Origin of the sequence: Microvirga guangxiensis, assembly GCF_900102135.1 — a bacterium.
Taxonomy (GTDB): domain Bacteria; phylum Pseudomonadota; class Alphaproteobacteria; order Rhizobiales; family Beijerinckiaceae; genus Microvirga; species Microvirga guangxiensis.
Map to the genome: position 1 here is coordinate 204,800 of NZ_FMVJ01000007.1, position 21,699 is coordinate 226,498.

Annotated in this window: 23 protein-coding genes; 6 read left to right on the forward strand and 17 right to left on the reverse strand. The window is 62.5% G+C overall.

Going from position 1 to position 21,699, the window contains the following annotated elements; translation table 11 throughout:
• The first annotated feature begins 59 nt into the window (after window positions 1–59).
• On the forward strand, window positions 60–773 hold the full coding sequence (locus tag BLP10_RS13840; protein WP_091135439.1) for a superoxide dismutase: 714 nt from the start codon (window positions 60–62) through the stop codon (window positions 771–773).
• 149 nt (window positions 774–922) lie between these two features.
• On the forward strand, window positions 923–1,051 hold the full coding sequence (locus BLP10_RS13845) for a YHYH domain-containing protein (RefSeq protein WP_094078560.1): 129 nt from the start codon (window positions 923–925) through the stop codon (window positions 1,049–1,051).
• Between the two features lie 69 nt (window positions 1,052–1,120).
• Here BLP10_RS13845 and dxs read toward each other — a convergent pair whose 3' ends face one another.
• From dxs to ygfZ, 10 genes are all read right to left on the reverse strand, one after another.
• Entirely contained in the window at window positions 1,121–3,028 is a 1,908-nt protein-coding gene (gene dxs / locus BLP10_RS13850; RefSeq protein WP_091135441.1) for a 1-deoxy-D-xylulose-5-phosphate synthase, read from the reverse strand.
• Between the two features lie 33 nt (window positions 3,029–3,061).
• Window positions 3,062–3,310: an exodeoxyribonuclease VII small subunit gene (locus tag BLP10_RS13855; protein WP_091135444.1), complete on the reverse strand. Its 249-nt coding sequence runs from the start codon at window positions 3,308–3,310 to the stop codon at window positions 3,062–3,064.
• Window positions 3,311–3,351: 41 nt separating this feature from the next.
• Entirely contained in the window at window positions 3,352–6,054 is a 2,703-nt protein-coding gene (locus BLP10_RS13860; RefSeq protein WP_091135446.1) for a DUF2339 domain-containing protein, read from the reverse strand.
• 23 nt (window positions 6,055–6,077) lie between these two features.
• Complete coding sequence (locus BLP10_RS13865) at window positions 6,078–6,626, reverse strand: tyrosine phosphatase family protein (protein ID WP_091135447.1); 549 nt, start codon at window positions 6,624–6,626, stop codon at window positions 6,078–6,080.
• Window positions 6,627–6,636: 10 nt separating this feature from the next.
• Window positions 6,637–7,227, reverse strand: a complete 591-nt coding sequence (locus BLP10_RS13870) for a YfbR-like 5'-deoxynucleotidase (RefSeq protein WP_091135449.1) — start codon at window positions 7,225–7,227, stop codon at window positions 6,637–6,639.
• Window positions 7,227–7,835 carry a DNA-3-methyladenine glycosylase I gene (locus tag BLP10_RS13875; RefSeq protein WP_091135451.1) on the reverse strand — a complete coding sequence of 203 codons (609 nt, stop codon included), beginning with the start codon at window positions 7,833–7,835 and terminating at the stop codon, window positions 7,227–7,229. Before BLP10_RS13875 ends, BLP10_RS13870 begins: the two co-directional genes overlap by 1 nt.
• Before the next feature lie 54 nt (window positions 7,836–7,889).
• Window positions 7,890–8,345 (reverse strand): aminoglycoside 6'-N-acetyltransferase, encoded by a 456-nt coding sequence (aac(6'), locus tag BLP10_RS13880; RefSeq protein WP_091135453.1) that lies wholly within the window; start codon window positions 8,343–8,345, stop codon window positions 7,890–7,892.
• The gene (locus tag BLP10_RS13885) at window positions 8,345–8,980 is read right to left on the reverse strand and encodes an FMN-binding negative transcriptional regulator (protein WP_091135456.1); all 636 of its coding nucleotides are present in this window, start codon (window positions 8,978–8,980) and stop codon (window positions 8,345–8,347) included. The genes aac(6') and BLP10_RS13885 overlap by 1 nt, the downstream gene beginning before the upstream one ends.
• A 99-nt stretch (window positions 8,981–9,079) precedes the next feature.
• A complete protein-coding gene (locus BLP10_RS13890; RefSeq protein ID WP_091135458.1) occupies window positions 9,080–11,029 on the reverse strand; it encodes a hybrid sensor histidine kinase/response regulator in 1,950 nt (649 codons plus the stop codon).
• A 104-nt stretch (window positions 11,030–11,133) separates the two neighbouring features.
• Window positions 11,134–12,027, reverse strand: a complete 894-nt coding sequence (ygfZ, locus tag BLP10_RS13895; protein WP_091135460.1) for a CAF17-like 4Fe-4S cluster assembly/insertion protein YgfZ — start codon at window positions 12,025–12,027, stop codon at window positions 11,134–11,136.
• 75 nt (window positions 12,028–12,102) lie between these two features.
• Between ygfZ and BLP10_RS13900 the strand changes: the two genes are divergently transcribed.
• On the forward strand, window positions 12,103–13,443 hold the full coding sequence (locus BLP10_RS13900) for a dihydroorotase (protein ID WP_091135462.1): 1,341 nt from the start codon (window positions 12,103–12,105) through the stop codon (window positions 13,441–13,443).
• A gap of 52 nt (window positions 13,444–13,495) precedes the next feature.
• Here the strand turns inward: BLP10_RS13900 and BLP10_RS13905 are convergent, their stop codons facing one another.
• The 5 genes from BLP10_RS13905 to BLP10_RS13925 all read right to left on the reverse strand — a co-directional run bounded on the left by BLP10_RS13905 (window position 13,496) and on the right by BLP10_RS13925 (window position 17,371).
• Complete coding sequence (locus BLP10_RS13905) at window positions 13,496–14,509, reverse strand: hypothetical protein (RefSeq protein ID WP_091135463.1); 1,014 nt, start codon at window positions 14,507–14,509, stop codon at window positions 13,496–13,498.
• Window positions 14,510–14,695: 186 nt separating this feature from the next.
• Window positions 14,696–14,959, reverse strand: coding sequence for a hypothetical protein (locus tag BLP10_RS13910; RefSeq protein ID WP_091135465.1), 264 nt, complete (start codon window positions 14,957–14,959; stop codon window positions 14,696–14,698).
• 296 nt (window positions 14,960–15,255) lie between these two features.
• Window positions 15,256–15,822 carry a TIGR02301 family protein gene (locus BLP10_RS13915; protein WP_244510529.1) on the reverse strand — a complete coding sequence of 189 codons (567 nt, stop codon included), beginning with the start codon at window positions 15,820–15,822 and terminating at the stop codon, window positions 15,256–15,258.
• The gene (locus BLP10_RS13920; protein WP_091135467.1) at window positions 15,819–16,268 is read right to left on the reverse strand and encodes an NUDIX hydrolase; all 450 of its coding nucleotides are present in this window, start codon (window positions 16,266–16,268) and stop codon (window positions 15,819–15,821) included. Before BLP10_RS13920 ends, BLP10_RS13915 begins: the two co-directional genes overlap by 4 nt.
• The gene (locus tag BLP10_RS13925) at window positions 16,265–17,371 is read right to left on the reverse strand and encodes a citrate synthase family protein (protein WP_091135469.1); all 1,107 of its coding nucleotides are present in this window, start codon (window positions 17,369–17,371) and stop codon (window positions 16,265–16,267) included. The genes BLP10_RS13920 and BLP10_RS13925 overlap by 4 nt, the downstream gene beginning before the upstream one ends.
• Window positions 17,372–17,444: 73 nt before the next feature.
• Here BLP10_RS13925 and BLP10_RS13930 point away from each other — a divergent pair, with 73 nt between their 5' ends.
• Window positions 17,445–18,512, forward strand: a complete 1,068-nt coding sequence (locus BLP10_RS13930; protein WP_091135610.1) for a citrate synthase/methylcitrate synthase — start codon at window positions 17,445–17,447, stop codon at window positions 18,510–18,512.
• Between the two features lie 122 nt (window positions 18,513–18,634).
• Here the strand turns inward: BLP10_RS13930 and BLP10_RS13935 are convergent, their stop codons facing one another.
• On the reverse strand, window positions 18,635–19,357 hold the full coding sequence (locus BLP10_RS13935) for an SDR family NAD(P)-dependent oxidoreductase (RefSeq protein WP_091135616.1): 723 nt from the start codon (window positions 19,355–19,357) through the stop codon (window positions 18,635–18,637).
• Between the two features lie 87 nt (window positions 19,358–19,444).
• A complete protein-coding gene (gene pdxH, locus BLP10_RS13940; protein ID WP_091135471.1) occupies window positions 19,445–20,053 on the reverse strand; it encodes a pyridoxamine 5'-phosphate oxidase in 609 nt (202 codons plus the stop codon).
• A gap of 48 nt (window positions 20,054–20,101) precedes the next feature.
• Between pdxH and BLP10_RS13945 the strand changes: the two genes are divergently transcribed.
• Together BLP10_RS13945 and BLP10_RS13950 are read left to right on the forward strand one after the other, a co-directional pair.
• Complete coding sequence (locus BLP10_RS13945) at window positions 20,102–20,638, forward strand: RT0821/Lpp0805 family surface protein (RefSeq protein WP_244510531.1); 537 nt, start codon at window positions 20,102–20,104, stop codon at window positions 20,636–20,638.
• 106 nt (window positions 20,639–20,744) lie between these two features.
• Window positions 20,745–21,689, forward strand: coding sequence for a DnaJ C-terminal domain-containing protein (locus BLP10_RS13950; protein WP_091135472.1), 945 nt, complete (start codon window positions 20,745–20,747; stop codon window positions 21,687–21,689).
• Window positions 21,690–21,699 lie beyond the last annotated feature (10 nt).

Here is a 21,699-nt window from a genome sequence, read left to right on the forward strand (position 1 = left end):
ACCGGCACCTGTCGGAGAACGTATCCGTTTGACCATTCACCAGACCCAACGGAGCCCCCATGCTCAGCCGCCGCCACCTTCTGACCGGTGCAACGTTACTTGCCGCCAGCGCTGCCATTCCTCGCGCTTGGGCGCAAGCGCCTTCCGGCCCCTTCAAGCTCGATCCTCTGCCATATGCCCCGTCCAAGAACGAGCCTCATATCGACGCCCAGACCATGGAACTTCACCATGGAAAGCACCATGCGGCCTACGTCAACAACCTGAACGCCGCCTTGAGCCAGAACGGAGAACTGGCCCGCATGCCGCTCCATGAGATGCTGGCGAAGCTCGGCGAGATGCCGGAAACAGTGAGAACCGCCATCCGCAACAATGGCGGAGGGCACGCCAATCACACCATGTTCTGGCAGATCATGGGCGGATCGGGCGGTGAGCCCTCAGGGGAGATCAAGAGCGCCATCGACCGCGATCTCGGCGGCTTCCAGAAGTTCCAGGCCGACTTCAACACGGCAGGCGAGAAGCAGTTCGGCTCAGGCTGGGTATTCGTGACGGTGAGCCGCGACGGCAAGCTCGCCCTGGTGACTAAGCCAAACCAAGATACGCCGCTCATGGATGGAGCGCGGGTTCTGATGGGCAACGACGTGTGGGAGCACGCTTATTACCTCAAGTACCAGAACCGCCGTCCCGAATACCTCAAGGCCTGGTGGAACGTGCTCGACTGGAACCGGATCGGCGAACGCTATGCCGCCGCGAAAGCGGGGACTCTGACGATCTAGCAGCCAGTCGAGGCTGGCTCACCGTCGGCTTTCAGGCCCTTGGCAGCCCAAAGGCAAGGACTCCTGCAATCTATAGATGCTGTATTGCGAATCACTATCTTGAGTTGCAAGAGTGTGTGGGTGCCAGAACGGCATGTTTGGGGGCCTACATGAAAGCACTGTTTGCTGGACTTCTTGCATCTCTTGTTGCCACCGCTGCCCTGGGTCATCCGGGCGGCCTGAACAAGGATGGATGTCACAACAACCGTAAAACCGGCGATTACCATTGCCATCGGTGATACGGCGTCGGGTTTCGCGTTTCAGGTGACCTGAATGGCCGGGCTCGTCCCGGCCATGACCGTGCGGGATCAGGCGCGCACTTCGCGGATCTCTTCCTGGCCCAGAGCCTCGAATACCTTCGTCACGATTCCGGCTGCATCCAGTCCGGCTTCGGCATAAAGCCGCTCGGGTTTGTCATGGTCCTGGTACATGTCGGGCAGAACCATGGAGCGCACTTTCAGCGTGCCTCGGTCGAGCGCGCCTTTGTCCGAAAGCAGTTGTAATACGAAGGAGCCGAAGCCGCCGATGCAGCCTTCCTCGACGGTGACGAGAACCTCGTGCTCGCGAGCGAGGGCAAGGATCATCTCCTCATCGAGCGGCTTGGCGAAGCGCGCGTCGGCGACGGTGGTGGACAACCCGCGAGCCTCCAGATCTTCCGCAGCCTTCAGCGCCTCTGCAAGGCGCGTACCGAGCGAGAGGATCGCGATGCGATTGCCTTGTTTGACAAGGCGGCCCTTGCCGATCGGAAGCGGCACGCCTTTACCTGGAAGGTCTACGCCAACGCCTTCGCCGCGAGGATACCGGAAGGCGATGGGGCCGTCGTTGTAGGCCGCGGCGGTGGCGACCATGTGCATCAGCTCCGCCTCATCGGCAGCCGCCATCACCACCATGTTCGGCAGGGTGCCGAGATAGGCGATGTCGAAGGAGCCTGCATGGGTCGGGCCGTCCGCGCCCACAAGACCAGCGCGGTCGATTGCGAAGCGCACAGGCAGATTCTGAAGCGACACGTCGTGCACCACCTGATCGTAGGCGCGCTGCAGGAAGGTGGAATAGATCGCGCAGAACGGCTTGAAGCCTTCCGTCGCCAGGCCTGCGGCAAACGTCACCGCATGCTGCTCGGCAATGCCCACATCGAAGGTGCGGGCAGGGAATTCCTTGCCGAAAAGATCGACGCCCGTGCCGGAAGGCATCGCCGCCGTGATGGCCACGATCTTGTCGTCGGCTTGCGCTTCCCGGATCAGGCTCTCGCCGAACACCTTGGTGTAGGAAGGGGCGTTGGCCTTCGGTTTTGCCTGCGCGCCCGTCACCACATCGAAGGTGACGACACCGTGATACTTGTCGGCGGCAGCTTCCGCAGGCGCGTAGCCCTTGCCCTTCTGTGTGACCACGTGAACGAGGATCGGCCCCGTCTCGGAATCGCGCACGTTCTTCAGGATCGGCAGAAGGTGGTCGAGGTTGTGGCCATCGATGGGGCCGACATAGTAGAAGCCGAGTTCCTCGAACATGGTGCCACCGGTCCAGAACCCGCGGGCATATTCCTCGGCTCGCTGCGCCTTCTCGTAGAAAAACTTCGGCAGCTTTTTCGCGAGCTGCTTGGCGGCTTCGCGGATGCTGCGATAGGCACCACCGGACACGAGGCGCGCGAGGTAGGACGACATGGCGCCGGTGGGCGGCGCAATCGACATGTCGTTGTCGTTGAGGATCACGATCAGGCGGGAATGCATGGCGCCCGCGTTATTCATGGCCTCGTAGGCCATGCCCGCGGACATGGCGCCGTCGCCGATGACGGCGATCACATTGTTGGCCTTGCCCTCCAGATCCCGCGCCACGGCCATGCCGAGGCCTGCCGAGATCGAGGTGGAGGTATGGGCCGCGCCGAAGGGGTCGTATTCACTCTCCGCGCGCTTGGTGAAGCCTGAAAGGCCACCGGCTTGACGTAAGGTGCGGATGCGGTCGCGGCGGCCGGTGAGGATCTTGTGGGGATAGGCTTGATGTCCCACGTCCCAGATCAGCCGGTCGCGGGGTGTGTCGAACACGTAATGGAGCGCCACTGTCAGTTCGACCACGCCAAGGCCCGCGCCCAGATGCCCGCCCGTGACGGAGACGGCGCTGATGGTCTCGGTGCGGAGCTCGTCAGCAATCTGCCTCAGCTGGCTCTCAGGGAGCCGCCGGAGGTCTTCCGGGATCTTGATGGTATCGAGGAGGGCTGTGGACAAAGTGACCCCGGATCCGGTTGTTATCCCTGTGACTTATTCGCCCACATCCAGCGGAGCAGTGCCGGAAGCGGCTCCATCCGGGCCGATGGTGATCTTTTCGATTCGGGCTTCGGCCTTCTTCAGAAGCTGCTCGCAATGCTTCTTCAGGGCCTCTCCGCGCTCGTAGATGGCAATGGAATCCTCGAGGGGCACGTCGCCACGCTCGAGGCGGCGCACGATTTCCTCCAGCTCGGCCAGGGCCTTCTCGAAGGGGAGGGTCTTGATGGAAGTGGTGTCGGTCATGCAGCTATCCGCTTGAAAATTTCGTTGTTATGCCGCGTTTCTCACGAGATTGCGGCGTTGCCCGGCCGGCGGACGAGAAACCTCTGATAAACGAGGCCGATGCCGATGAGAACAAGCCCAAGGCCAATAAATGACAAGGCCCGCATCACGCCTTCCAAATTGGACAAGTCGACGATGAACACCTTCATAACGGCGAGCACAAGATAGACCGCCGAGGCGATGCGCGCAAAGCGACTGTCGCGGAGGAGACCATAGCCAAGGAGTGCAATGCCGATGACGAGGAGGGCGACCGAATAGCTCCATTGCTCGCCTTGAGCGAACCCGCGCCAGAAAAAGCCCAGATTCGGGCCCTGGAAGATGCGGCGGATCTCCAGCGCTACATAGGCCCATTGCAGGACGAGGCTCAGGATCCCAGAGGCGAGGGCGAAGTAAGGGGGACGGACGCCCCTCTCCACATAGGCCAGAATGCCGGCTAGGATCGAGGGCAGGAGATAGGCCGGGATCAGGCTGTTGAAGATCATCCCGCCCGTAACCCTGTCATTGGTCAGAAGAGGGTTCTCGATCACGATCAACCCGATGGCGCACACGCCGAACGAAGCCACCTTGAAGATCAGCGAACCCCAGCGATAGACCGGATCGGCTCTCCGGAAATCCATGCGCGTGAGAACAATTGCGAAGACAAGGCTTTGTGTCGCAAAAAGACCGGCCTCCAGGAGGCTGAAATCCGCTGCCAGCGGATTGCCCGCATGAAGGGCATGGCGGATTTCGAAGAAAACCAGAAAGGCCGCGAAGACGATGGCGAGGCTTTCCGTGAGCTGGACGGTGCGGTCGCGGCCGCTGCGTTCCAGGAGGCGGCTCGCCCACCAGAACGAGATGGCGGGAATGCCGTAGCCCCAGAGAAGCCAGTTGAAAATGACCGGTCCCGGATCGCCGCCCACGATCGTGGGATCCCAGATCAGGCGTCCGAGCACGGTCAAGCCGATCACGCCCACGGCATAGCGCAAGGCGGGAATAGCGATACGGTGAGCAACCCACGCGGTGCCGAGAGCCGCAAGCGCGAAGGCGACCGTCAGCATTCCCTTCTCGAGTGCAAAGGTCAGGCCGAGAGCCAGAGCTCCCAAGGCTGCCGAAGCGGTCGCGCCGAGGCCAAGGCGGATAGCAGGATCCTCATCCGTTGTGCGAAGGCGCATGAGCCATTGCGAGGCGAGGACGAAAGCAAGGGCCACAATGCCTGCGACGATGGCGAAGGAGAGGCTGCGCTCGAACTCAGTCACGCGCCAATAGGCGGCGATCAGGGCAAGCAATGGCCCGGCGCTCGCTGCGGCGGCGTACCATGCAGCAACGGAGATGTTCAGGCCGCGCGAGCGCGCCAGCCGGAGCAGGGACGCACCCGCGATCAGCAGAGGCAGAAGGGCGGCCAGGGCGAGATAAGTATTGAGGGCATAGGGGCGAAGCGCAAAGGCGTCGCCGCTCTGGAAGAACAGGCTTTCCGGAGCATCCCCGATATCGGAGGCGAGGGGCCAGGCCAGAAGAGTTCCCGCCGCAAGCGCGGCGCTGCTCGCCGCTGCTGTCGAGACATTGGCGATGCGCAGGCCTGCGCCCAGCAGGATCAGGGCCATGGCGGTCACGAAGACGGGCCGTCCGCCGCCAGTATAGACGGAACTCGCTACGACGATTCCTGCAAAAGCGAATGCAAAGAGAACCACGCTCGCGGCCTTGTCGATGCGTGCCTCGTCGTCCGCGACATGGCGATAGGGATCGACCGCGAGGAAGAATGCGGCAAGCCCTGCTTGGAGCGCCAGATGCGCCATGGCGGGCAGCACGTTCGATCCATCGATGAAGAAGATCGGCGCCGTCCAAGGCAGTGCGCCCGTAGAGGCCGCCAGCGCGAGCCAGCGCCACAGCCGGAGCCTCGCGACGCCGAAGGCGGGCAGAACGACGAAGGCGAGATAGATCACCAACGCCCAGGGCTGCGGCCTGTCCGACGACACAAGGAATGGGCTGCCCATGGCGCCGAGAAGGCCGAGTGCTGCGAGTGCCGGGCCATGAAGTGTCGAGGCGATCATGGCGAGTATCGCAATGAGCCCAAGCAGCACGAAGGTCATGCCGGGGCCGATCAGGCCATAGAGCGCATAAGCGGCATAGGCCGAGGCGAAGGCGGTGCAGGTGCCGGCGGCGGTCAGAATGCTCGGGATGTTGGCGCTGGGAATGCCGAGCAGGCCGAAGCGGCTCTCGCGACGGCGCATCCATTCACCCGCGCCGATGAGGGCGAGCGCGAAGAGAATGCCGAGAATGATGCGTGTCTGCGGCGTGAGCAGATTCTGCTCGATGGAATAGCGCACGAGAAAGATGCCGCCGAGAGCGAGCGCTACGCCGCCCACCCAGACAGCCCACCGGGAGCCGAGCTTTTCCTCGAAGCCCTGGCGGGGCGGAACCGGTTGAGCCGCGGCAGCAGGGATCGGCGGAACGGAGGTCGGCTTGGAGGCCTCAGATTCAGGTGGCGTTGCTTCCACAGGCTCGGCGACTTCAACCTCCGTAAAGGCAGCCTCTTCGGCGGCAAGGTCGTCGCTGGGCCTTTGAGCCGGGCGCATCTCCGACTCGAGGCGGTTCAGGCGCAGTTGAAGGTGTTGAACCTCGCGGCGTGCCCGGATCGCGAAGATCAGGCCGAAGAGAGCGATGATGGGAGAGGCGACAGCAACCAGAAGCGCCAGAAGAATGCCAAGGCCAAACAGCACGTCGTCCACGAGGAAGCCCTTCAGAATGGAAATCAGGGCAGCTTCCGAACGGTGGAATCGGGTGAGCCCTTGTTAAGCTGTAACATGAAGGGCGTGCCCTCCATAGCCTCCGCCCCCCGGCCGATGGCGCGAATGGCTTCAACCATGCGGCCTTGGCGTTGCAGGATATCGTCGGCAAGCGCTACGAAGTGCGCATTGGGCGTAGCCGAAGGTGCGGCTTCGCGCAGAAGATGGGCGAGTTCGGCTTCGTCGCGCTCCGGTGCCAAGGCGCAGGCGGCGATATAGGCCGCCGCCGTCGAGCGGCTGATGCCGGCCCAGCAATGGAAGAGCAGGGGGCTTGCACGATCCCAGGCGCTCACGAAGGCAAGCAATCGCTCCATGTGCTCGGGGCCCGCCAGAACATAGCCCTCCATCGGCTCCACGATGTCGTTCACGCTGATGGTCAGATGACGATCCGGGGCGATGGAGGCGGGGCGCTCCACCTTCGCGCCGGTCCCGATGAGGCTTACCACATGGCTCGGGCCGACAGCGGCAATCGTCTCGTTCAGGCGGGAGAGGGAGCAGACGTGAAGAGTGGGCATGGATTTTGTCTTAAGACATGAATTCGAGAACACGTTCGCGAAAACGCTTCTCAGCCTCTGCTACCGGCCAAGGCTCAAGAAGTGGGTAAACGCTGCGCGGCAACGGTTCGGGACGCCCGAAGAACTTGATCGCTTCCTCGCGTCCGAAACCTGCGAGATGAGTCGCTTCCAGAAACGCGGCCTGCCTGTCAGCCTGCTTGATGAAGCGCTTCAACGCAGCGCTTGGGGCTGCAGGCAATCCGAAGTGCAGATGGATCGCGCCGAGCAAGCCTGCTTCGATCTTCTTGTACGCGTCGCCGATGACGGCCTTGAAAGGCGAGATGATGTCGCCGATCACATATTCCGGCGCATCGTGCAGCAGCACCGCGAGGTGTGTGGCGCGTGGCATTTCGGGATCGAGTTGGTTGGCAATCGCTTCGACGAGCAAAGAGTGCTGCGCGACGGAAAAGATATGCCCGCCGATAGTCTGTCCGTTCCAGCGCGCAACGCGCGCGAGGCCATGCGCGATGTCGTCTAGCTCCACATCGAGAGGGGAAGGATCGAGCAGGTTGAGGCGGCGGCCCGAGAGCATCCGCTGCCAGACGCGGGGTTCTTTCGCCATCAGAGCTTCTCGGCGATGGCGGCGCATTCCGCGTGGCGGTGGCAGCCGACGAGATGATCGTTCACCATTCCCACGGCCTGCATGAAGGCATAGACGATGGTGGGGCCGACGAAGTTGAAGCCTTCGGCGCGCAGCGCCTTCGAGATGCGCTTCGATACATCCGTTTCCGCCGGCACGTCGCTGCGGCTGATCAGGTTGTTCTGGACAGGACGACCATCCACGAAGTTCCAGAGGAAATTCGAGAAGCCGCCGCGCTCCTGAATGGCAAGCCATGCGCGTGCGCCTGCAATCGTCGCTTCGATCTTGGCGCGGTTGCGCACGATGCCCTTGTCGAGCATCAACGCCTCCACATGCGATTGGTCGAAACGCGCGATCACGGCTGGATCGAAACCGGCAAAAGCCGTCCGGAAGTTCTCGCGCTTCCGCAGGATCGTGATCCAAGACAGGCCCGCCTGGAAGCCGTCGAGAATGAGTTTCTCGAAGAGCGCTCTATCGTCGAATTCGGGCACGCCCCATTCGTTGTCGTGGTAGGCGACATAGAAGGGATCCGTGCCGGGCCACCAGCAGCGGTGCTTGTTGTCGGGGTGTAGGATCAGTCCGTCGGTCATGGGCAAGGTGTAGCGGCCTTCGATGAAAACGGGAAGATCGGCTGAAGGCTGAATTCAGCCCTGAGGCTGCAGGGACTTCCGGTAATACACGACCCTCTCGGTCTCCTCGAAGCCGATGGCGAGATGCATGGATTGAGAGCGACTATTGTGGAGTTCCACATCGGAGGCCAGTTCCGTGCAGCCGAGGCTTCGGGCCCATTCCTCCACGGCCCCGCACAGAAGGCGGGCGATGCCTTGCTTCCGATACTCCGGACTGACGTAGATCCCCTCGAGGAAGGCGACCGGAGACGTGGTGCAGCCATTCACGTAATCATGGCGCAGCGCCGCTTCCGCAAAGGCAAGGGCGGTGCCGTCGGTATTCCGGGCGAGGAAGGCGATGGCCTGTCCCGGATCCTTGAGCATGTCTTCTGCCTCCAGGGCGTGGTCGGACAAGGCGGTATCCGGCCATAGCTCACGCCGAAGCCTGATCCATGAATCGAGCGATTGGTCATCGCAGGCGGTGATCCGCATCAGGCTCCCCGGTTGTCGACAAGATCGGCCATGCGGAGTGAAGCCTCATCGCCCGAGCCTCGTAAGCCCTGGGCAACGCCGCGCCGGTCCGTCTCCGGCTTGTTCTGGCTCACCTTCCACTTGCCCTCGATCCGGGTGATCTCGATCTCCACGCCCACGATGCCTTTGAGCTGCGCGGCCAGAAAATCGGCGGGCGCATCGCTCACCGACCATGGCTCTTGCCGCACCGCTTCCTGGGCCGAGGTCATGGCCGCGACCTGGTGCAGAAGCCATTGTGGGTCGTCCATCACCCGCATGTGTCCATAGGCCTGAACGATGGCATAGTTCCAGGTCGGCACCACCTTGCCGTGCTCGCGCTTGGCCTCGTACCAGGACGGAGTGATGTAGGTTTCCGTACCCTGGAAGACGACGAGGACCTCCTGAGCGGGATCGAAGTCGCGCCATTGCGGATTGGCGCGGGAGAGATGCGCCCGCAGGGTGCCGTAGGGCGATGCCGTCTCATCCAATGCGAAGGGAAGGGGGTTGGCGATAAGGCCCGAAGTCCCACAGGTCACCAGAAGCCCAAGCGGATGAGACTTGATGAGGGCGTGCTGGACCTCCAGGCGGTCCTCGCGAAAGTGCGGAGGCTGATACATGGCATTCCCGTTTCGATGTAACGGGAATGCTAATCCCAAGTCTCAGGGCGAGGCCAATGAAAAAACGAAATTCCGTCCATCAGCGAAACGGATCGGTTCTCAGGAGCCGATCCGCAGCGCCCGCAGCTTGTCGGACAGCTCAGTCCAGCGATAGGGCTTGCTGATGAAGGACACGCCTTCGTCGAAGCCTTCCGAGGGCAGCGCCGACATGGGATAGCCGGAGGCCAGCAGAACCTTGATGCCGGGCCGCAACTCGCGCGCCTTGCGGGAGAGCTCGACGCCATTCATGCCATTAGGCATGATGACGTCGCTGAACAGAACATCGATTGGCGTGTTCTGCTCGAGCACGCCGATGGCTTGGATCGCGTCCGTCGCGGTCAGCACATCGTAGCCGAGGCTCTCGAAAATTTCCGTCGCAACATCCAGAACGGCAGGTTCGTCTTCGACGATGAGAACGGTTCCAGCGGTGTCGCGCGCAGGCCTGACCGTCTCTGAGGAGGGCTCCTCGCGAGGATCCTGTCCATCGCCATGGGCTGGAAGCAGCATGGTGATCGTCGTGCCCTTTCCGGGCTCGCTGCCGACTTCGATATGTCCCCCCGACTGCGTGATGAAGCCGTAGACCTGGCTCAGGCCGAGGCCCGTTCCCTTGCCGATTTCCTTGGTGGTGAAGAACGGTTCGAAAACGCGCTCGGCCACTTCCTTCGTCATGCCGATGCCTGTGTCCTGAACCGTCAGCACGACATAGGGGCCGGCGGGAATGTTCCAGATAGCTGAGCGCTTGTCGTTCACCATAGCCTCTGCAACGGTGATCATCAGTTCGCCGCCATCCGGCATGGCGTCGCGGGCATTCACCACGAGATTGAGGAGCGCAGCCTCGAATTGAGCGCCATCCACATTGATCGCGCTCACATGAGAGGGCAGGGCGAGCGACATTCTCACCAATTCCCCGCAGGCGCGGCGCAGAACGGTCTCGAAACCTTCGATGAGGCTATTCGGATTGTGCCGGGCCGGCTGAAGAGGCTGCCGGCGCGAGAAGGCCAGCAGTTGCTGGGTGAGCTGTGCGCCTCGTTGCGCGGCGCGCTGCGCACCTTCGATAAGACGTGTCTCGCGGGGGCCGGACACGTTGCGGGTCAGAAGGTCGAGGCTGTTGACGATGATCGTCAGAAGATTGTTGAAGTCATGCGCGATGCCACCGGTCAACTGCCCGACGGTCTCCATCTTCTGCGCCTGGAACAGGGCAGCCTGCGCCTGCTCCAACGCTTCCTGCGCATTACGGCGTTCGGTGATGTCGCGCGTGATCTTGGCGAAGCCGATCAGCTGCTTATCGTCGTCATAGATCGCATCGATGACGACGCTTGCCCAGAACCGGGTGCCATCCTTACGCACGCGCCAGCCCTCGGCATCGAAGCGGCCTTCGCGTCGTGCAATCTCCAGGGCGCGCTTCGGCAGGCCTCTTGCGCGATCTTCCTCGGTATAGAAGCGCGAGAAGTGCTGGCCCCTGACCTCGTCCTCGGTGTAGCCCTTGATGCGCTGCGCACCCGGATTCCAGTTCGAGATGTGGCCTTCCGGATCGAGCATGTAGATGGCGTAATCGGTGACGCCCTGCACCAGCAGGCGAAAACGCCGCTCGCTTTCGCGGAGCGCTTCTTCCGCCTTGCGGCGCTCGGTGAGGTCGCGGGTGATCTTGGCGAAGCCGATGAGATTGCCTTGGCCGTCGATGATCGGATCGATCACCACATGGGCCCAGAAATGCGTGCCGTCCTTGCGAACGCGCCAGCCTTCAGCTTCGAACTTTCCTTCGCGCCGTGCCGTATCCAGCGCGCGCTGGGGCAGGCCGCTTGCGCGGTCTTCTTCCGTATAGAAGCGTGAGAAATGCTCGCCGAGGACTTCGCTTTCGATATAACCTTTAAAACGCTGGGCTCCGGAATTCCAGCTTGCGATGATGCCGCTCGGATCGAGCATGTAGATGGCATAGTCCGTGACGGAGTCGACAAGGAGCTGAAAACGTTCCTTATCGGGCGCCGTCTCGTGCACTTGAACAGCAATCATCGAGAGACCCTTGAGAAGATTTCCTCGCGCATGACTTTCGGCACGTAGGAGATCTGTTCGCGGCTAACGCCATTTCGCTTATCCGGGTTCCTTGGAATTGGCTCCTAGGCCGGCTTTCCCGACGATTGGTTATCACCTTCCCCGGGGTAAGAAAAGTTTACCCAGTCAGGCTTCGTCAGTTGAACGGGGATACCGCCTGCAAGGATGGGATGGCCGGAGGCCAGGGCATCGGCGGCGCGGTCAAGGCGGATCATGATGAGGCCCCTGCCTTCCATGCCGCTGCCGGTCTTTCCCAGGATCTTCTCGCCCGCTGTCACGTCGACGCCTACATCGGCGGCAAAGCCGCCTTCATAAACCGCCGGAACGATGCGTGTGCGCGCCGTTCCCCGGTGCTGCATGCGCGACACCACCTCCTGGCCTACATAGCAGCCCTTATCGAAATCGACCCCGTGCAGCTGGTCCATGAGCGCTTCGTGCGGGAAGGCATCCCCGAACAGAAAGTCGCGCCCACCCTCCGGCACGCCGAGGGCGATGCGGTGAGCATGATAGGCTTCCGGGGGGGCCTTGGCGAACTCCGCCACGTCCTGGGCGGCGACAATCGCGCGCCAGCCGAGGGCAGACAGGCGAGGGTCTTCCGTGACGAGGCCGACTTCATCGTCAGGCTTGGCTTCGTCCCAGCCTGCCACAACCGCCATGGCCTCGGACATATCCTCGATCGTGGCCTTGGCCCGGAGCTTGTAGAAGCTCAGCCGCTTGGCGAGATCGGGAATAAAGACCTTGAAGGTGTCGAGATAGTACCCGCCGCCAATCTCGTCAGGTGCCTGGAACACGAGGAAATCGAACAGGATCTTGCCCTGTGGCGTGAGCAGGGCACCGAGCCGCGCGGCTTGCGGAGAGACCCGGTCCAGATCGCAGGTAATGAGGCCGTCGAGAAAACTCTTGGCGTCCTCGCCCGAAACCCTTACCACGCCCCGGTCGGCTAAATGGACTGACGGCATGTCCCGCTCCAGTTGTTCAACACTCAGAGCGTGACATATGCCCCCTTTGCTCGAGCCTCAAGGGATGAGATCGCCATGCCCCAAACCTTCGACCTGATCCTGAAAGGCGGCATCGTCGTGAATCACGACGGACGCGTGGAGCGTGACGTCGGTATTCGAGGCGGCGTCATTGCCGCCATCGGCGACCTCTCGCAGGCCTCCGCCGGCCGCGAGATCGATTGTCGCGGCCTGCACATCCTGCCCGGAGTCATCGACACGCAGGTGCACTTCCGCGAGCCTGGCCTCGATCACAAGGAGGATCTGGAAACAGGTTCCCGCGCTGCCGTCATGGGCGGCGTCACGGCGGTCTTCGAGATGCCGAACACGGACCCGCAGACGACGACGCCCGAGGCGCTCGCCGACAAGGTGCGGCGAGGCCATCACCGCATGCATTGCGACTTCGCGTTCTGGGTCGGCGGAACGCATGAGAACACCAAGGACGTTGCGGAACTTGAGCGCCTGCCGGGTGCCGCCGGCATCAAGGTGTTCATGGGCTCGTCTACCGGTTCGTTGCTCGTCGAGGATGACGAGGGCATCGCCAACATCCTGCGCAAAACGCGCCGCCGCGCTGCATTCCACTCTGAAGACGAAGCGATGCTGCGCGCGCGAAAAGACCTGCGCGTCGAGAACGATCCGCGCTCCCATCCTGTCTGGCGCTCGGCGGAAGTGGCGCTCACCTGCACGCAGCGCCTCGTGCGCATCTCCCGTGAGACCGGCGCGCGCATCCACGTGCTCCATATCACCACGGCGGAGGAGATGGCGCTGCTGAAGGATTACAAGGATCTCGTCTCCGTCGAAGTCACGCCGCATCACCTGACGCTTGCGGGCCCTGAGGATTACGAACGCCTCGGCACCTACATCCAGATGAACCCGCCCGTGCGTGACGAACATCATCGCGCCGCGATCTGGCAGGGGCTCGATGAAGGCGTCGCCGACATTCTCGGCTCCGACCATGCGCCACATACGCGCGAGGAGAAGGACAAGACCTATCCCAACACGCCGTCGGGCATGACCGGCGTGCAGACGCTCGTCCCCATCATGCTCGACCACGTGAATGCGAGCAGGCTCACCCTCGAGCGCTTCGTCGACATGACGAGCGCAGGCCCCAAGCGCCTCTTCGGCATCGCCAGGAAAGGCCGCATCGCCGTTGGCTACGATGCGGATTTCACAATTGTCGATCTGAAGCGCACCGAGACCATCACCAACGACTGGATCGCCTCGAAGTCACAGTGGACGCCTTATGACGGCAAGAAGGTCACCGGCTGGCCCATCGGCACCATCGTACGCGGCAACGTGGTGATGTGGGACGGGTCTCTTGAGACAGCCTCGCAGGGCGAGGTGGTGCGGTTCGAGGAGACGCTGCGCGAAATAGGCTGATGCTCTTCAGTTATGACTACAGGGTTTGTCGTTCTTGCATGAGCATGCGATCCTAAAAAGCGGATCTATTGACCAAGGATCTCCACTCTTTCCCGTCATGATAAGCCGCACCGCCTAAGCCTGCCATCAACATCACTCCATCGCCAACGGAAAGGTTTTCGGCACAATTGCTGATTTCCAGAGGGAGATCGCAAACATGAACAACGTCATCGATGATTTCATGAAGAATGCCTTCTTCTGATGTGCTGTAAACTCGATCCTGAAACCAGACCATGTCCTTGAAACGGGCGGGCATCCAAGTGCTCTCATGGATCTGAACCCACCGATCCATGCGGCCCTTCCAGACGCCTCCGCTTGCATCAGAGAGGTATACGTAACCGTCACCACCACAGCAGACTGCTTCTAGATAGTCCTTGTTCGGAAAGCCGAGTTGCTGCCAACGGTTTCCATCGAAGCGCCAGACATCGCCTTTCCCGCCGATACAGTAGAATTCTCCGGTATCGAACGCATCAAAATCCTCAAAGCCATAGAGAGCGCTCGTTTCATCAGGATCAGGCTGGAACTCGAGATTTGAGCAGAGGGAACGCCACTGGTTCATATTTTCGCGGCAGGCTAGCCCTCGGTATCCTGTAGATATGTGTGTGAGGCCGCCAATCGTCTTCACCTTTGTCACCACGCCACGCAGAGGCCCATGCCTGCTGCCTGGGATTGGGTTCTCGAATCCCTTGAAGCCACTCCCGATAGAGAGAACCTTGCCGTCCATATCGACGCCGACGAACTGGCCTAAGGGTTCCCGAGATGCTCCAGCATAGAGTCCCTGATATCCTTTATAGGTTGCGTAGCCCCAGCGTTTGTCGGCAGGCTCATCCAAATAGCAGGACACTATGCGGGTTGGGCGTTCGGCATCCGATAGGGAGGTGTCCTCCTCCATGTCGAGATCGGCAGGGAGAAAATGGGGGTCATCCGCAACAAGGACGAAGTACAACATCAGGCTGGAACGGACCACGCAGTCAGTGATCTTGTAGTCCTCAAAGCATTCTCTATAGGCAGCTTCATCTATCAGCATGTCGGCAGTTCCGGCCAATGTCGATTTATGAGAGCGTGAAATTTAAATGTAATAAGGTATACTTTCGTCCATACTCAACAGCAGTGCACATGCTTCCGCTGCACTAAAAGCCGGCAAGATACCAGCACTGCTCACGGTTATAGAGGCTACGCGCAACTACCCTGGATGCGGAGGTAGCCTAACAGCTTAATGCTTCAGCGAAACCGCCATCGAGAACGCACCGCTGCGGATCTTGTCGGCGAGCGTGGCGGCATACTCGGCCACTGCGTCCTCGCCATAGGTGGTGACGAGCTCCGTGAAGGCGGCGAAGAGCGCGGCCTGGGCCATGCAATCGGCATCGAGCCCATCGAGCTCGGCCTCGGCAAAAGCCTCGGTCACATAGCTCAGGGCAGCCTGCTTGATGGCGCTGAGTTCGGGCAGCTCGGTGAGGGGGACGTCGTTATCGTTCATGAATCCTGGCCCCTTTGAAGGGGCGGCGCGCGGGTTCGGTTGATTCGACTTTAGGACATCGCGCCGTCCCATCGCCAGCATCACCTTGCAAAGAGGTTAACGCGAGAGGGGCTGCCTCGATAAATGTGGATAAGGACTTTCGCCCTCATCCTGAGGAGCACCCGTGAGGCTGCGTCTCGAAGGAGGATCCAGAGCACACTGAACCATCCTTCGAGACGGTCGCTCACGCGTCCTCCTCAGGATGAGAACTGAGCAAAACCCTCAGCGTGAGGCAGAGAAAGCAGGAAGGCAGTCAATCAGCCGCCATAACGTCCGGTGATATTGCGAGCGAGCTGCTCACCTTCTTGAATGAAGCGGGCCGAAGCCTCCTGGGCCGATGCCGTGCAGACGCGGTAGGTGAGGGCATAGGCCTGATAGCCCTTGTTGTAGGCTCCGGCCAGGCGCTCCTTGCGGCCCGGGGTCGTGCCCTCCGTGTCGATGAGGATCTGCATGCGCCGGCTCCACTCGCCGGCGTCAGGCGCGGTGCAGAGAGGGCGCAGCATGGCGAGCGCGCCCATGATTTCGGCAAGACGCAGCAGCTCCTTCTCATACGGCGCTGGAGGCGGCTCGACCACGGGAGCGGGCTCGGCCTGTTGCTGCTGTTGCGGCGCCCCTTGGCGCGGCGGTGTCTGCTGCTGCCGTCGCTGTTGGGGCTGCTGCCGATATTGCGGCTGTGGCCTGTATTGCGGTTGGGGAGCCTGTTGCGGCGCGTTCGGGTCGCGCGGCGGGCCGAAGAGGCGCTCGAAGAAGCCCTGTGCGCCCGCGGGCTGGAAAGAGGCCGGCAGCATCGCCAGAACGGTGAGCAGAACAGCGGTACGCTTCATAGGCGCGAATCCTCGCGGGCGATCCTGAAAGCCTGCTCCAGAATTCCGGTAAGCCCCGCTGTCATGGGCAGATCGGCGATGTCCCGTTCCGTAACCCAACGGATGTCCTTTGCTTCCGGTCCTGTCTGGGGTTCGCCGGAAACCCAGCGTGCTGCGTGGGCGGCGATGACGACATGGTGCTTTATATGGCCTTTCTCATCCCTTTCAATGAATTCGACGGGAGCGATCAGGCCGATGAGCTCCGCCTCGACGCCAACCTCCTCACGTAATTCCCGTAAAGCCGCTTCGCCCAGAAGCTCGCCGGTCTCCACCATGCCGCCGGGCAGGGAGTAAAGCCCCTCGCTCGGCGGCTTGCCGCGGGCGGCAAGCAAGATCCGCTCGTCGCGGATCACCGCGACCGAGGCAGCGAGAATGGGACGGGAGGGATAGAAGCGGTCGCTGGTCATGAAGGCGATGGCTCCTCGCCAACAACATACAGGGCACGGGGTCTGATAAGCCGGGCCTGGCTGCGCTGCTCGATGGCATGGGCGAGCCACCCGGCCGTACGTCCAACAGCAAAGAGCGTAAAGGCCGCGCCGCGCGGGAGTCCATAGGCTCTTTCCAGCATCACGAGGGCGGTGTCGATGCTGGGCTTTCCGCCGGCGGCTTCGATGGCTCGCAGGGTCGTTGCATCGGAGGAAAGCAGAGGAATACCTTCGAGGATTGCCGCCGCGCGGGGATCGCCTTCGGGGTAGAGCTTGTGCTGAAAGCTCGGAGCAGGGGCCTTGCCGGGAGCCTCCAGATAGGTCCGCACCCGCTCGGTCATGCCGCCATGATAGGGTCCGCTCAAGGCCGCGAGCCCGGCGATGATGGCGTTGCGTAGGGATGCACCGGTCGAGGCCGTCACCCTGACCGCGAAGGCGGAAGAGCTGAGCTCGTGATCAGCGCACAGGACGAGGGACCGGCGGATGGGAGCAGCGGCCCGAGGCACCTTCCAGGCGCGGGCCAGGTGCTCGTGGAGCGGTTCCGCTCCAGGGCTGGTGCCGCTGCCTGCCGCAGCCATGAGACGCAGGATCGTCGCGATTTCCACGGATCGCATCTCCTTTGGTGCAGGCTCCGAGAGAAGGCGCAGGGCATTGGTGACGTAGGCGTGGAGGCCCTCCGCAGGGCCCGGCAGATTCTCCGGAATGATGGAAGGCAGGCGAAATGCCTCTGCGTCCAGGCCGCCGATCAGCAGGCGCGCAGTGTCTTCTAAGGACGCTGACCTGGCCCACGCGACGGCATCGTGCCCGCGGTAGAGCAGCTGTCCGCCCTTGATCTGCGTGATTCTCGTCTCGAGCACCGGCAGGCCCCAATCAAGGGCCGTTGCTGCTGCGGCGGTCGGGCGGCGGAAGCGGGCTTTTCGTTCAATCAGAGCTTCGACGTCGTCTCGGGCGTAGAGCCGTTGGCGCGGATCGTGGGGCGAAGAGAACGAGCGGATCAGGCCTCGGCTCACATAGGCGTAGAGGCTCGCCCGGCTGATCCCGAGGCGGGCGGAGGCTTCTTCTGCCGAGGTCAGTTCAACACTCATATATTGATATGTTGATTCAAGATTGACGGTTCTGCAAGCCGGACCAACTCTCCTGGCAGACAAGGAGTTTTCCATGAGCATCGGACTTGATGACGTCATTGCCGCTGAGACGATCCTGAGCCACGTGGATGGCGAGGCGGGCCGTCTCATCATCCGCGGGCACGATCTCGAGGAACTGGCAGGCCGCATGTCCTTCGAGGATACGACGGCAATGCTGTGGGACGGGCTGGTGCCGGACGTCTCCGATCCAGGCGCGCTCTTCGGCGAGGCGCGGGAAAGGGCGTTCCGCTATCTCTCGCCGCTGGCCAGGAGTCTCTCCGGCCTGTCGCCTGTGGAAGGCATGCGCCTGTTGCTTTCGGCCCTGCCGGATTCCGATGAAGACCCTGCCTCCCTTGCGGTCGGAGCCTCGGCGGTCGCCGCAGCCATGGCGATCCGGGGCGCGAAAGGTTTGGGCCCGGTCGAGCCTGATGCATCCGCCGGTCACGCGGCGGATCTTCTGCGCATGATCAAGGACGCACCCGTCGATGAGGCCCGCGCGATGGGGCTCGATACCTATCTCGTGACGGTGATCGACCACGGCCTCAACGCGTCCACTTTCACCGCCCGCGTGGTGGCCTCCACTGAGGCAGGGCTGCTTTCCTCCGTGGTCGCCGGATTGTGCGCCCTGAAAGGGCCGCTCCATGGCGGCGCTCCCGGACCGGTGCTCGACATGCTCGATGCCATCGGCACGATCGGAAATGCGGATTCCTGGCTCGATGACGCCATGGCGCGGGGCGAGCGTCTCATGGGCTTCGGCCACCGCATCTATCGCGTGCGCGATCCACGCGCGGATGTGCTGAAAGCCGCGGCCGCGCGCCTGAAGGGGAACAACAACCGCATCGCCTTTGCGGAAGCCGTCGAGCAAACGGCCCTGAACGTGCTCCAGCGCCGCAAGCCCGGCCGCCGTCTCGACACCAATGTGGAGTTCTACACGGCGATCCTGCTGGACGCGCTGGGCGTGCCGCGTGAGGGCTTCACCCCGCTCTTTGCGGCAGGGCGGACGGCAGGCTGGGTGGCCCACGCTCTCGAGCAGGAGAGTGTAGGCCGCATCATTCGCCCGCAATCCCGCTATGTGGGACCGTGGCCTGCACAGGCGGCTTGAGCGATCGATTGAACGTGTCATCCCGGACGGCGCAGCCGATCCGGGATCGCAAGACGAGAATGGCGCTCTATCCTGAAAACGATCCCGGGTTCTGCTCCGCAGCCCCGGGATGACAGCAGTTCTTAAACGTGCTGCCCGCCGTTGATGTGCAGCTCCGCGCCGGTCACGTAGGAGCTCGCTTCGGTGCACAGGAAGTAGATGGCTTTCGCCACCTCGTCCGGCGTGCCGAGACGGCGCATGGGGAGCTGCTCGACGATCTTCTCCGTGCCGGGGGAAAGGATCGAGGTGTCGATCTCGCCGGGGGAGATGGCGTTCACGCGAACCCCGAGAGGCCCGAAATCGGCCGCCATCTCGCGGGTGAGAGCGGCAAGCGCCGCCTTCGAGGTGGCATAGGCCGCGCCCGCGAAGGGATGGACGCGCGAGCCGGCGATGGAGGTGACGTTCACCACCGAGCCCTTGGCGCGGGTGAGCTCGTCCTGAAGGCCGCGGGCGAGCATGATCGAGGCGAAGAAGTTCACCTGGAACACCCGCAGCCAATCATCATGGGAGGTATGGATGGCATCCAGCCTCGAGCCGCCGGGGCCCTTCGGAGAAATGCCCGCATTATTGACCAGCGCGTGTAGGCAGCCGCCTTCGGCTGCAAGCCGCTCCTTGACCTCGGCGATGGCGCGGACGGTGTCCTCGCCATCGGCGAGATCGACCTGCAGGTGATCCTCAGGACCCATCTCCCATGGGCAGTTCTCCGGGAAACCGTGGCGCGAGCAGGTGATCACCCGCCAGCCGGCGGCGGAGAAGCGCTTCACCGTGGCATGCCCGATCCCGCGGCTGGCGCCGGTGAGCAGCATGATGCGGCGGGAGGTGTTGGACGAGGAGGACATTTCATCAATCTCTAGAGAGGAAGGCGGACCCTTATCTCATCGGCACGGCAAGTCCTATGGATAAAGACGGACTTTCCGCCAGCCATCGCCGTCGCGGGTAAAGACGACGCGGTCGTGGAGCCGGAAGGGCTTGTCCTGCCAGAACTCGATGGAGACCGGCGCGATGCGGAAGCCGGTCCAGTAGGGAGGGCGCGGCACTTCGCCGACGGCGTATTTCGCGGTGTTGACCGCAACAGCCTTCTCCAGCGCGAAGCGGCTCTCCAGAGGGCGCGATTGCTGGCTTGCCCAGGCGCCGATGCGGCTGTCCCGGGGGCGGCTCTGGAAGTAGGCGTCGGCTTCCTCGTCGCTCACCATGGTTACTGGTCCGCGGGCGCGAACCTGACGGCGCAGGCTCTTCCAGTGGAGCACGATGGCGGCCTTCTGCTGGCCGAGAAGTTCGCGGCCCTTGTTCGATTCCGTGTTCGTGTAGAACACGAAGCCGTTCTCATCGAACCCCTTCAGCAGCACCATGCGAACGTTGGGCAGGCCGGTCTCGTCGACGGTGGCGAGCGCCATGGCGTTCGGGTCGTTCGGCTCGGAGGCTTCCGCCTCCTTCAGCCAGGACTGAAACAGGACGAAGGGCTCTTCCGACTCGGTGAAGTCACCGGTTGTTAACGGGTTCAATGTTTTATCTCGTCGTGTGACTTTTCGATCTTAAGGGGGATCCAACGCGTGCCGTGGACCAATCCGCGCCGTTATAGATCAGATGCATTCCTGCGCGAAGCCGGGAAAATTCTGGCTGCGGGATTGATCGCCCTGTCGACGTCCGCCTGCAGCTTTTCCCTCGGCATGATGGGCATGGGCGACGATGAGCCCAAATCCACGGGCGCGATTGCCCCGACCGATGCTGCTCCGCAAGCGGTTGCCCCCCTGTCAGCCGATCTCGACGAGGAGGATTGGCGCCGGGCGAAGGCTGCCCTCGCGGTCGCCCTCGATCCTCAGGGGCCCGGCACCCAGGTCTCATGGGACAACCCCGAAACCTCCATGAAGGGCAGCTTCACCCCTGCCGGAGCGCCGTTCGTGAAGAACGACGAGATCTGCCGCGCCTTCAACGCCCAGCTCAGCGGTCCTGCCTCAGCCTCCCTCCAGGGCACTGCCTGCCGCCTGTCCGGCGAGGAATGGGCGATCAAGGAGGTAAAGCCGGCAGGGGCCGGAGCGAAGCCGGATAAGTCGCCGGCTAAAACGGCCAAGAAGATCGCCAAAGCTTAGGCTGCCGCCATCAACTCGTTGCAAAGCGGCAACACTTCACCCATATGAACCCTTGAATTCCGTAGGGCAGTTCTGCCCTAATCCGACGGTTCATGGATTATCCAACATGCGAAACCCCTACGACGTTCTAGGCGTATCCCGCTCCGCGAGCGAAGCGGAGATCAAGAAGGCGTTCCGCAAGCTGGCCAAGACCTATCATCCCGACAGCAACAAGAACGATCCGAAAACCAAGGACAAATTCGCCGAGATCAATGCCGCCTACGAGATCCTGGGCGATGCCGACAAGCGCGGGCAGTTCGACCGGGGCGAGATAGATGCCGAAGGCAAGCCGCGCTTCCAGGGCTTCGAGGGCTTTGGAGGTGGCTTCGGCGGACGGGGCGCGGGTGCTCAGGGCTATGAAGGCTTCGGCTTCGGCGGACGCCGCGCGCGCGGCTTCTCGGGAGGCGACACGAACGATTTCTTCTCCGAACTTTTCGGCGAGGCGTTCCGCTCGGCCGGAGCGGAAGGCATGCGTCAGCGACAGCAGAGCCGGGCTCAACCCCAGAAGGGTGAGGATGTGGCTGCCACGCTCACCGTGACTCTGGAAGAAGTGGCGGCCGAAGCCAAGAAGCGGGTCCGCCTTCCCACCGGGCGCGATCTCGACGTGGTCATTCCCAAGGGCGTCAGCGACGGGCAGGTGATCCGCCTGCGCGGACAGGGGCAGGGCGCTCCGGGCGTGGACCCGGGCGATGCGCTGCTCACCATCAGGATCGCCCCCCATGAGCGCTTCACCATGGAGGGAGCAAACCTCCGTTCGCGCCTGCCGATCCAGATCGAGGAAGCCATTCTCGGCGGTTCCGTCCGCATTCCCACCCTGACCGGTGCGGTGAGCATGAATATCCCGCCCATGACCGATTCCGGCCGGACCTTCCGGCTGCGCGGCAAGGGGCTTCCCATGAAGGGCGGAGACTTCGGCGACCTTCTGGTGACGGTAGAGATCAAGCTTCCGCAGATCGTGGACGAGAGCCTGATGGATTACGCCCGGAAGCAGCGTTCCGCTAAGGCAGAATAGCAAAAATTCA

What these genes read in the sequence shown, in the direction of transcription:
- BLP10_RS13840 (WP_091135439.1), top strand. Translation starts at nt 60, where the DNA reads ATGCTCAGCCGCCGCCACCTTCTGACCGGTGCAACGTTACTTGCCGCC.
- BLP10_RS13845 (WP_094078560.1), top strand. Translation starts at nt 923, where the DNA reads ATGAAAGCACTGTTTGCTGGACTTCTTGCATCTCTTGTTGCCACCGCT.
- BLP10_RS13855 (WP_091135444.1), bottom strand. Translation starts at nt 3,310, where the DNA reads ATGACCGACACCACTTCCATCAAGACCCTCCCCTTCGAGAAGGCCCTG.
- BLP10_RS13865 (WP_091135447.1), bottom strand. Translation starts at nt 6,626, where the DNA reads ATGCCCACTCTTCACGTCTGCTCCCTCTCCCGCCTGAACGAGACGATT.
- BLP10_RS13870 (WP_091135449.1), bottom strand. Translation starts at nt 7,227, where the DNA reads ATGGCGAAAGAACCCCGCGTCTGGCAGCGGATGCTCTCGGGCCGCCGC.
- BLP10_RS13875 (WP_091135451.1), bottom strand. Translation starts at nt 7,835, where the DNA reads ATGACCGACGGACTGATCCTACACCCCGACAACAAGCACCGCTGCTGG.
- BLP10_RS13885 (WP_091135456.1), bottom strand. Translation starts at nt 8,980, where the DNA reads ATGTATCAGCCTCCGCACTTTCGCGAGGACCGCCTGGAGGTCCAGCAC.
- BLP10_RS13890 (WP_091135458.1), bottom strand. Translation starts at nt 11,029, where the DNA reads ATGATTGCTGTTCAAGTGCACGAGACGGCGCCCGATAAGGAACGTTTT.
- ygfZ (WP_091135460.1), bottom strand. Translation starts at nt 12,027, where the DNA reads ATGCCGTCAGTCCATTTAGCCGACCGGGGCGTGGTAAGGGTTTCGGGC.
- BLP10_RS13900 (WP_091135462.1), top strand. Translation starts at nt 12,103, where the DNA reads ATGCCCCAAACCTTCGACCTGATCCTGAAAGGCGGCATCGTCGTGAAT.
- BLP10_RS13905 (WP_091135463.1), bottom strand. Translation starts at nt 14,509, where the DNA reads ATGCTGATAGATGAAGCTGCCTATAGAGAATGCTTTGAGGACTACAAG.
- BLP10_RS13910 (WP_091135465.1), bottom strand. Translation starts at nt 14,959, where the DNA reads ATGAACGATAACGACGTCCCCCTCACCGAGCTGCCCGAACTCAGCGCC.
- BLP10_RS13915 (WP_244510529.1), bottom strand. Translation starts at nt 15,822, where the DNA reads ATGAAGCGTACCGCTGTTCTGCTCACCGTTCTGGCGATGCTGCCGGCC.
- BLP10_RS13920 (WP_091135467.1), bottom strand. Translation starts at nt 16,268, where the DNA reads ATGACCAGCGACCGCTTCTATCCCTCCCGTCCCATTCTCGCTGCCTCG.
- BLP10_RS13925 (WP_091135469.1), bottom strand. Translation starts at nt 17,371, where the DNA reads ATGAGTGTTGAACTGACCTCGGCAGAAGAAGCCTCCGCCCGCCTCGGG.
- BLP10_RS13930 (WP_091135610.1), top strand. Translation starts at nt 17,445, where the DNA reads ATGAGCATCGGACTTGATGACGTCATTGCCGCTGAGACGATCCTGAGC.
- BLP10_RS13935 (WP_091135616.1), bottom strand. Translation starts at nt 19,357, where the DNA reads ATGCTGCTCACCGGCGCCAGCCGCGGGATCGGGCATGCCACGGTGAAG.
- BLP10_RS13950 (WP_091135472.1), top strand. Translation starts at nt 20,745, where the DNA reads ATGCGAAACCCCTACGACGTTCTAGGCGTATCCCGCTCCGCGAGCGAA.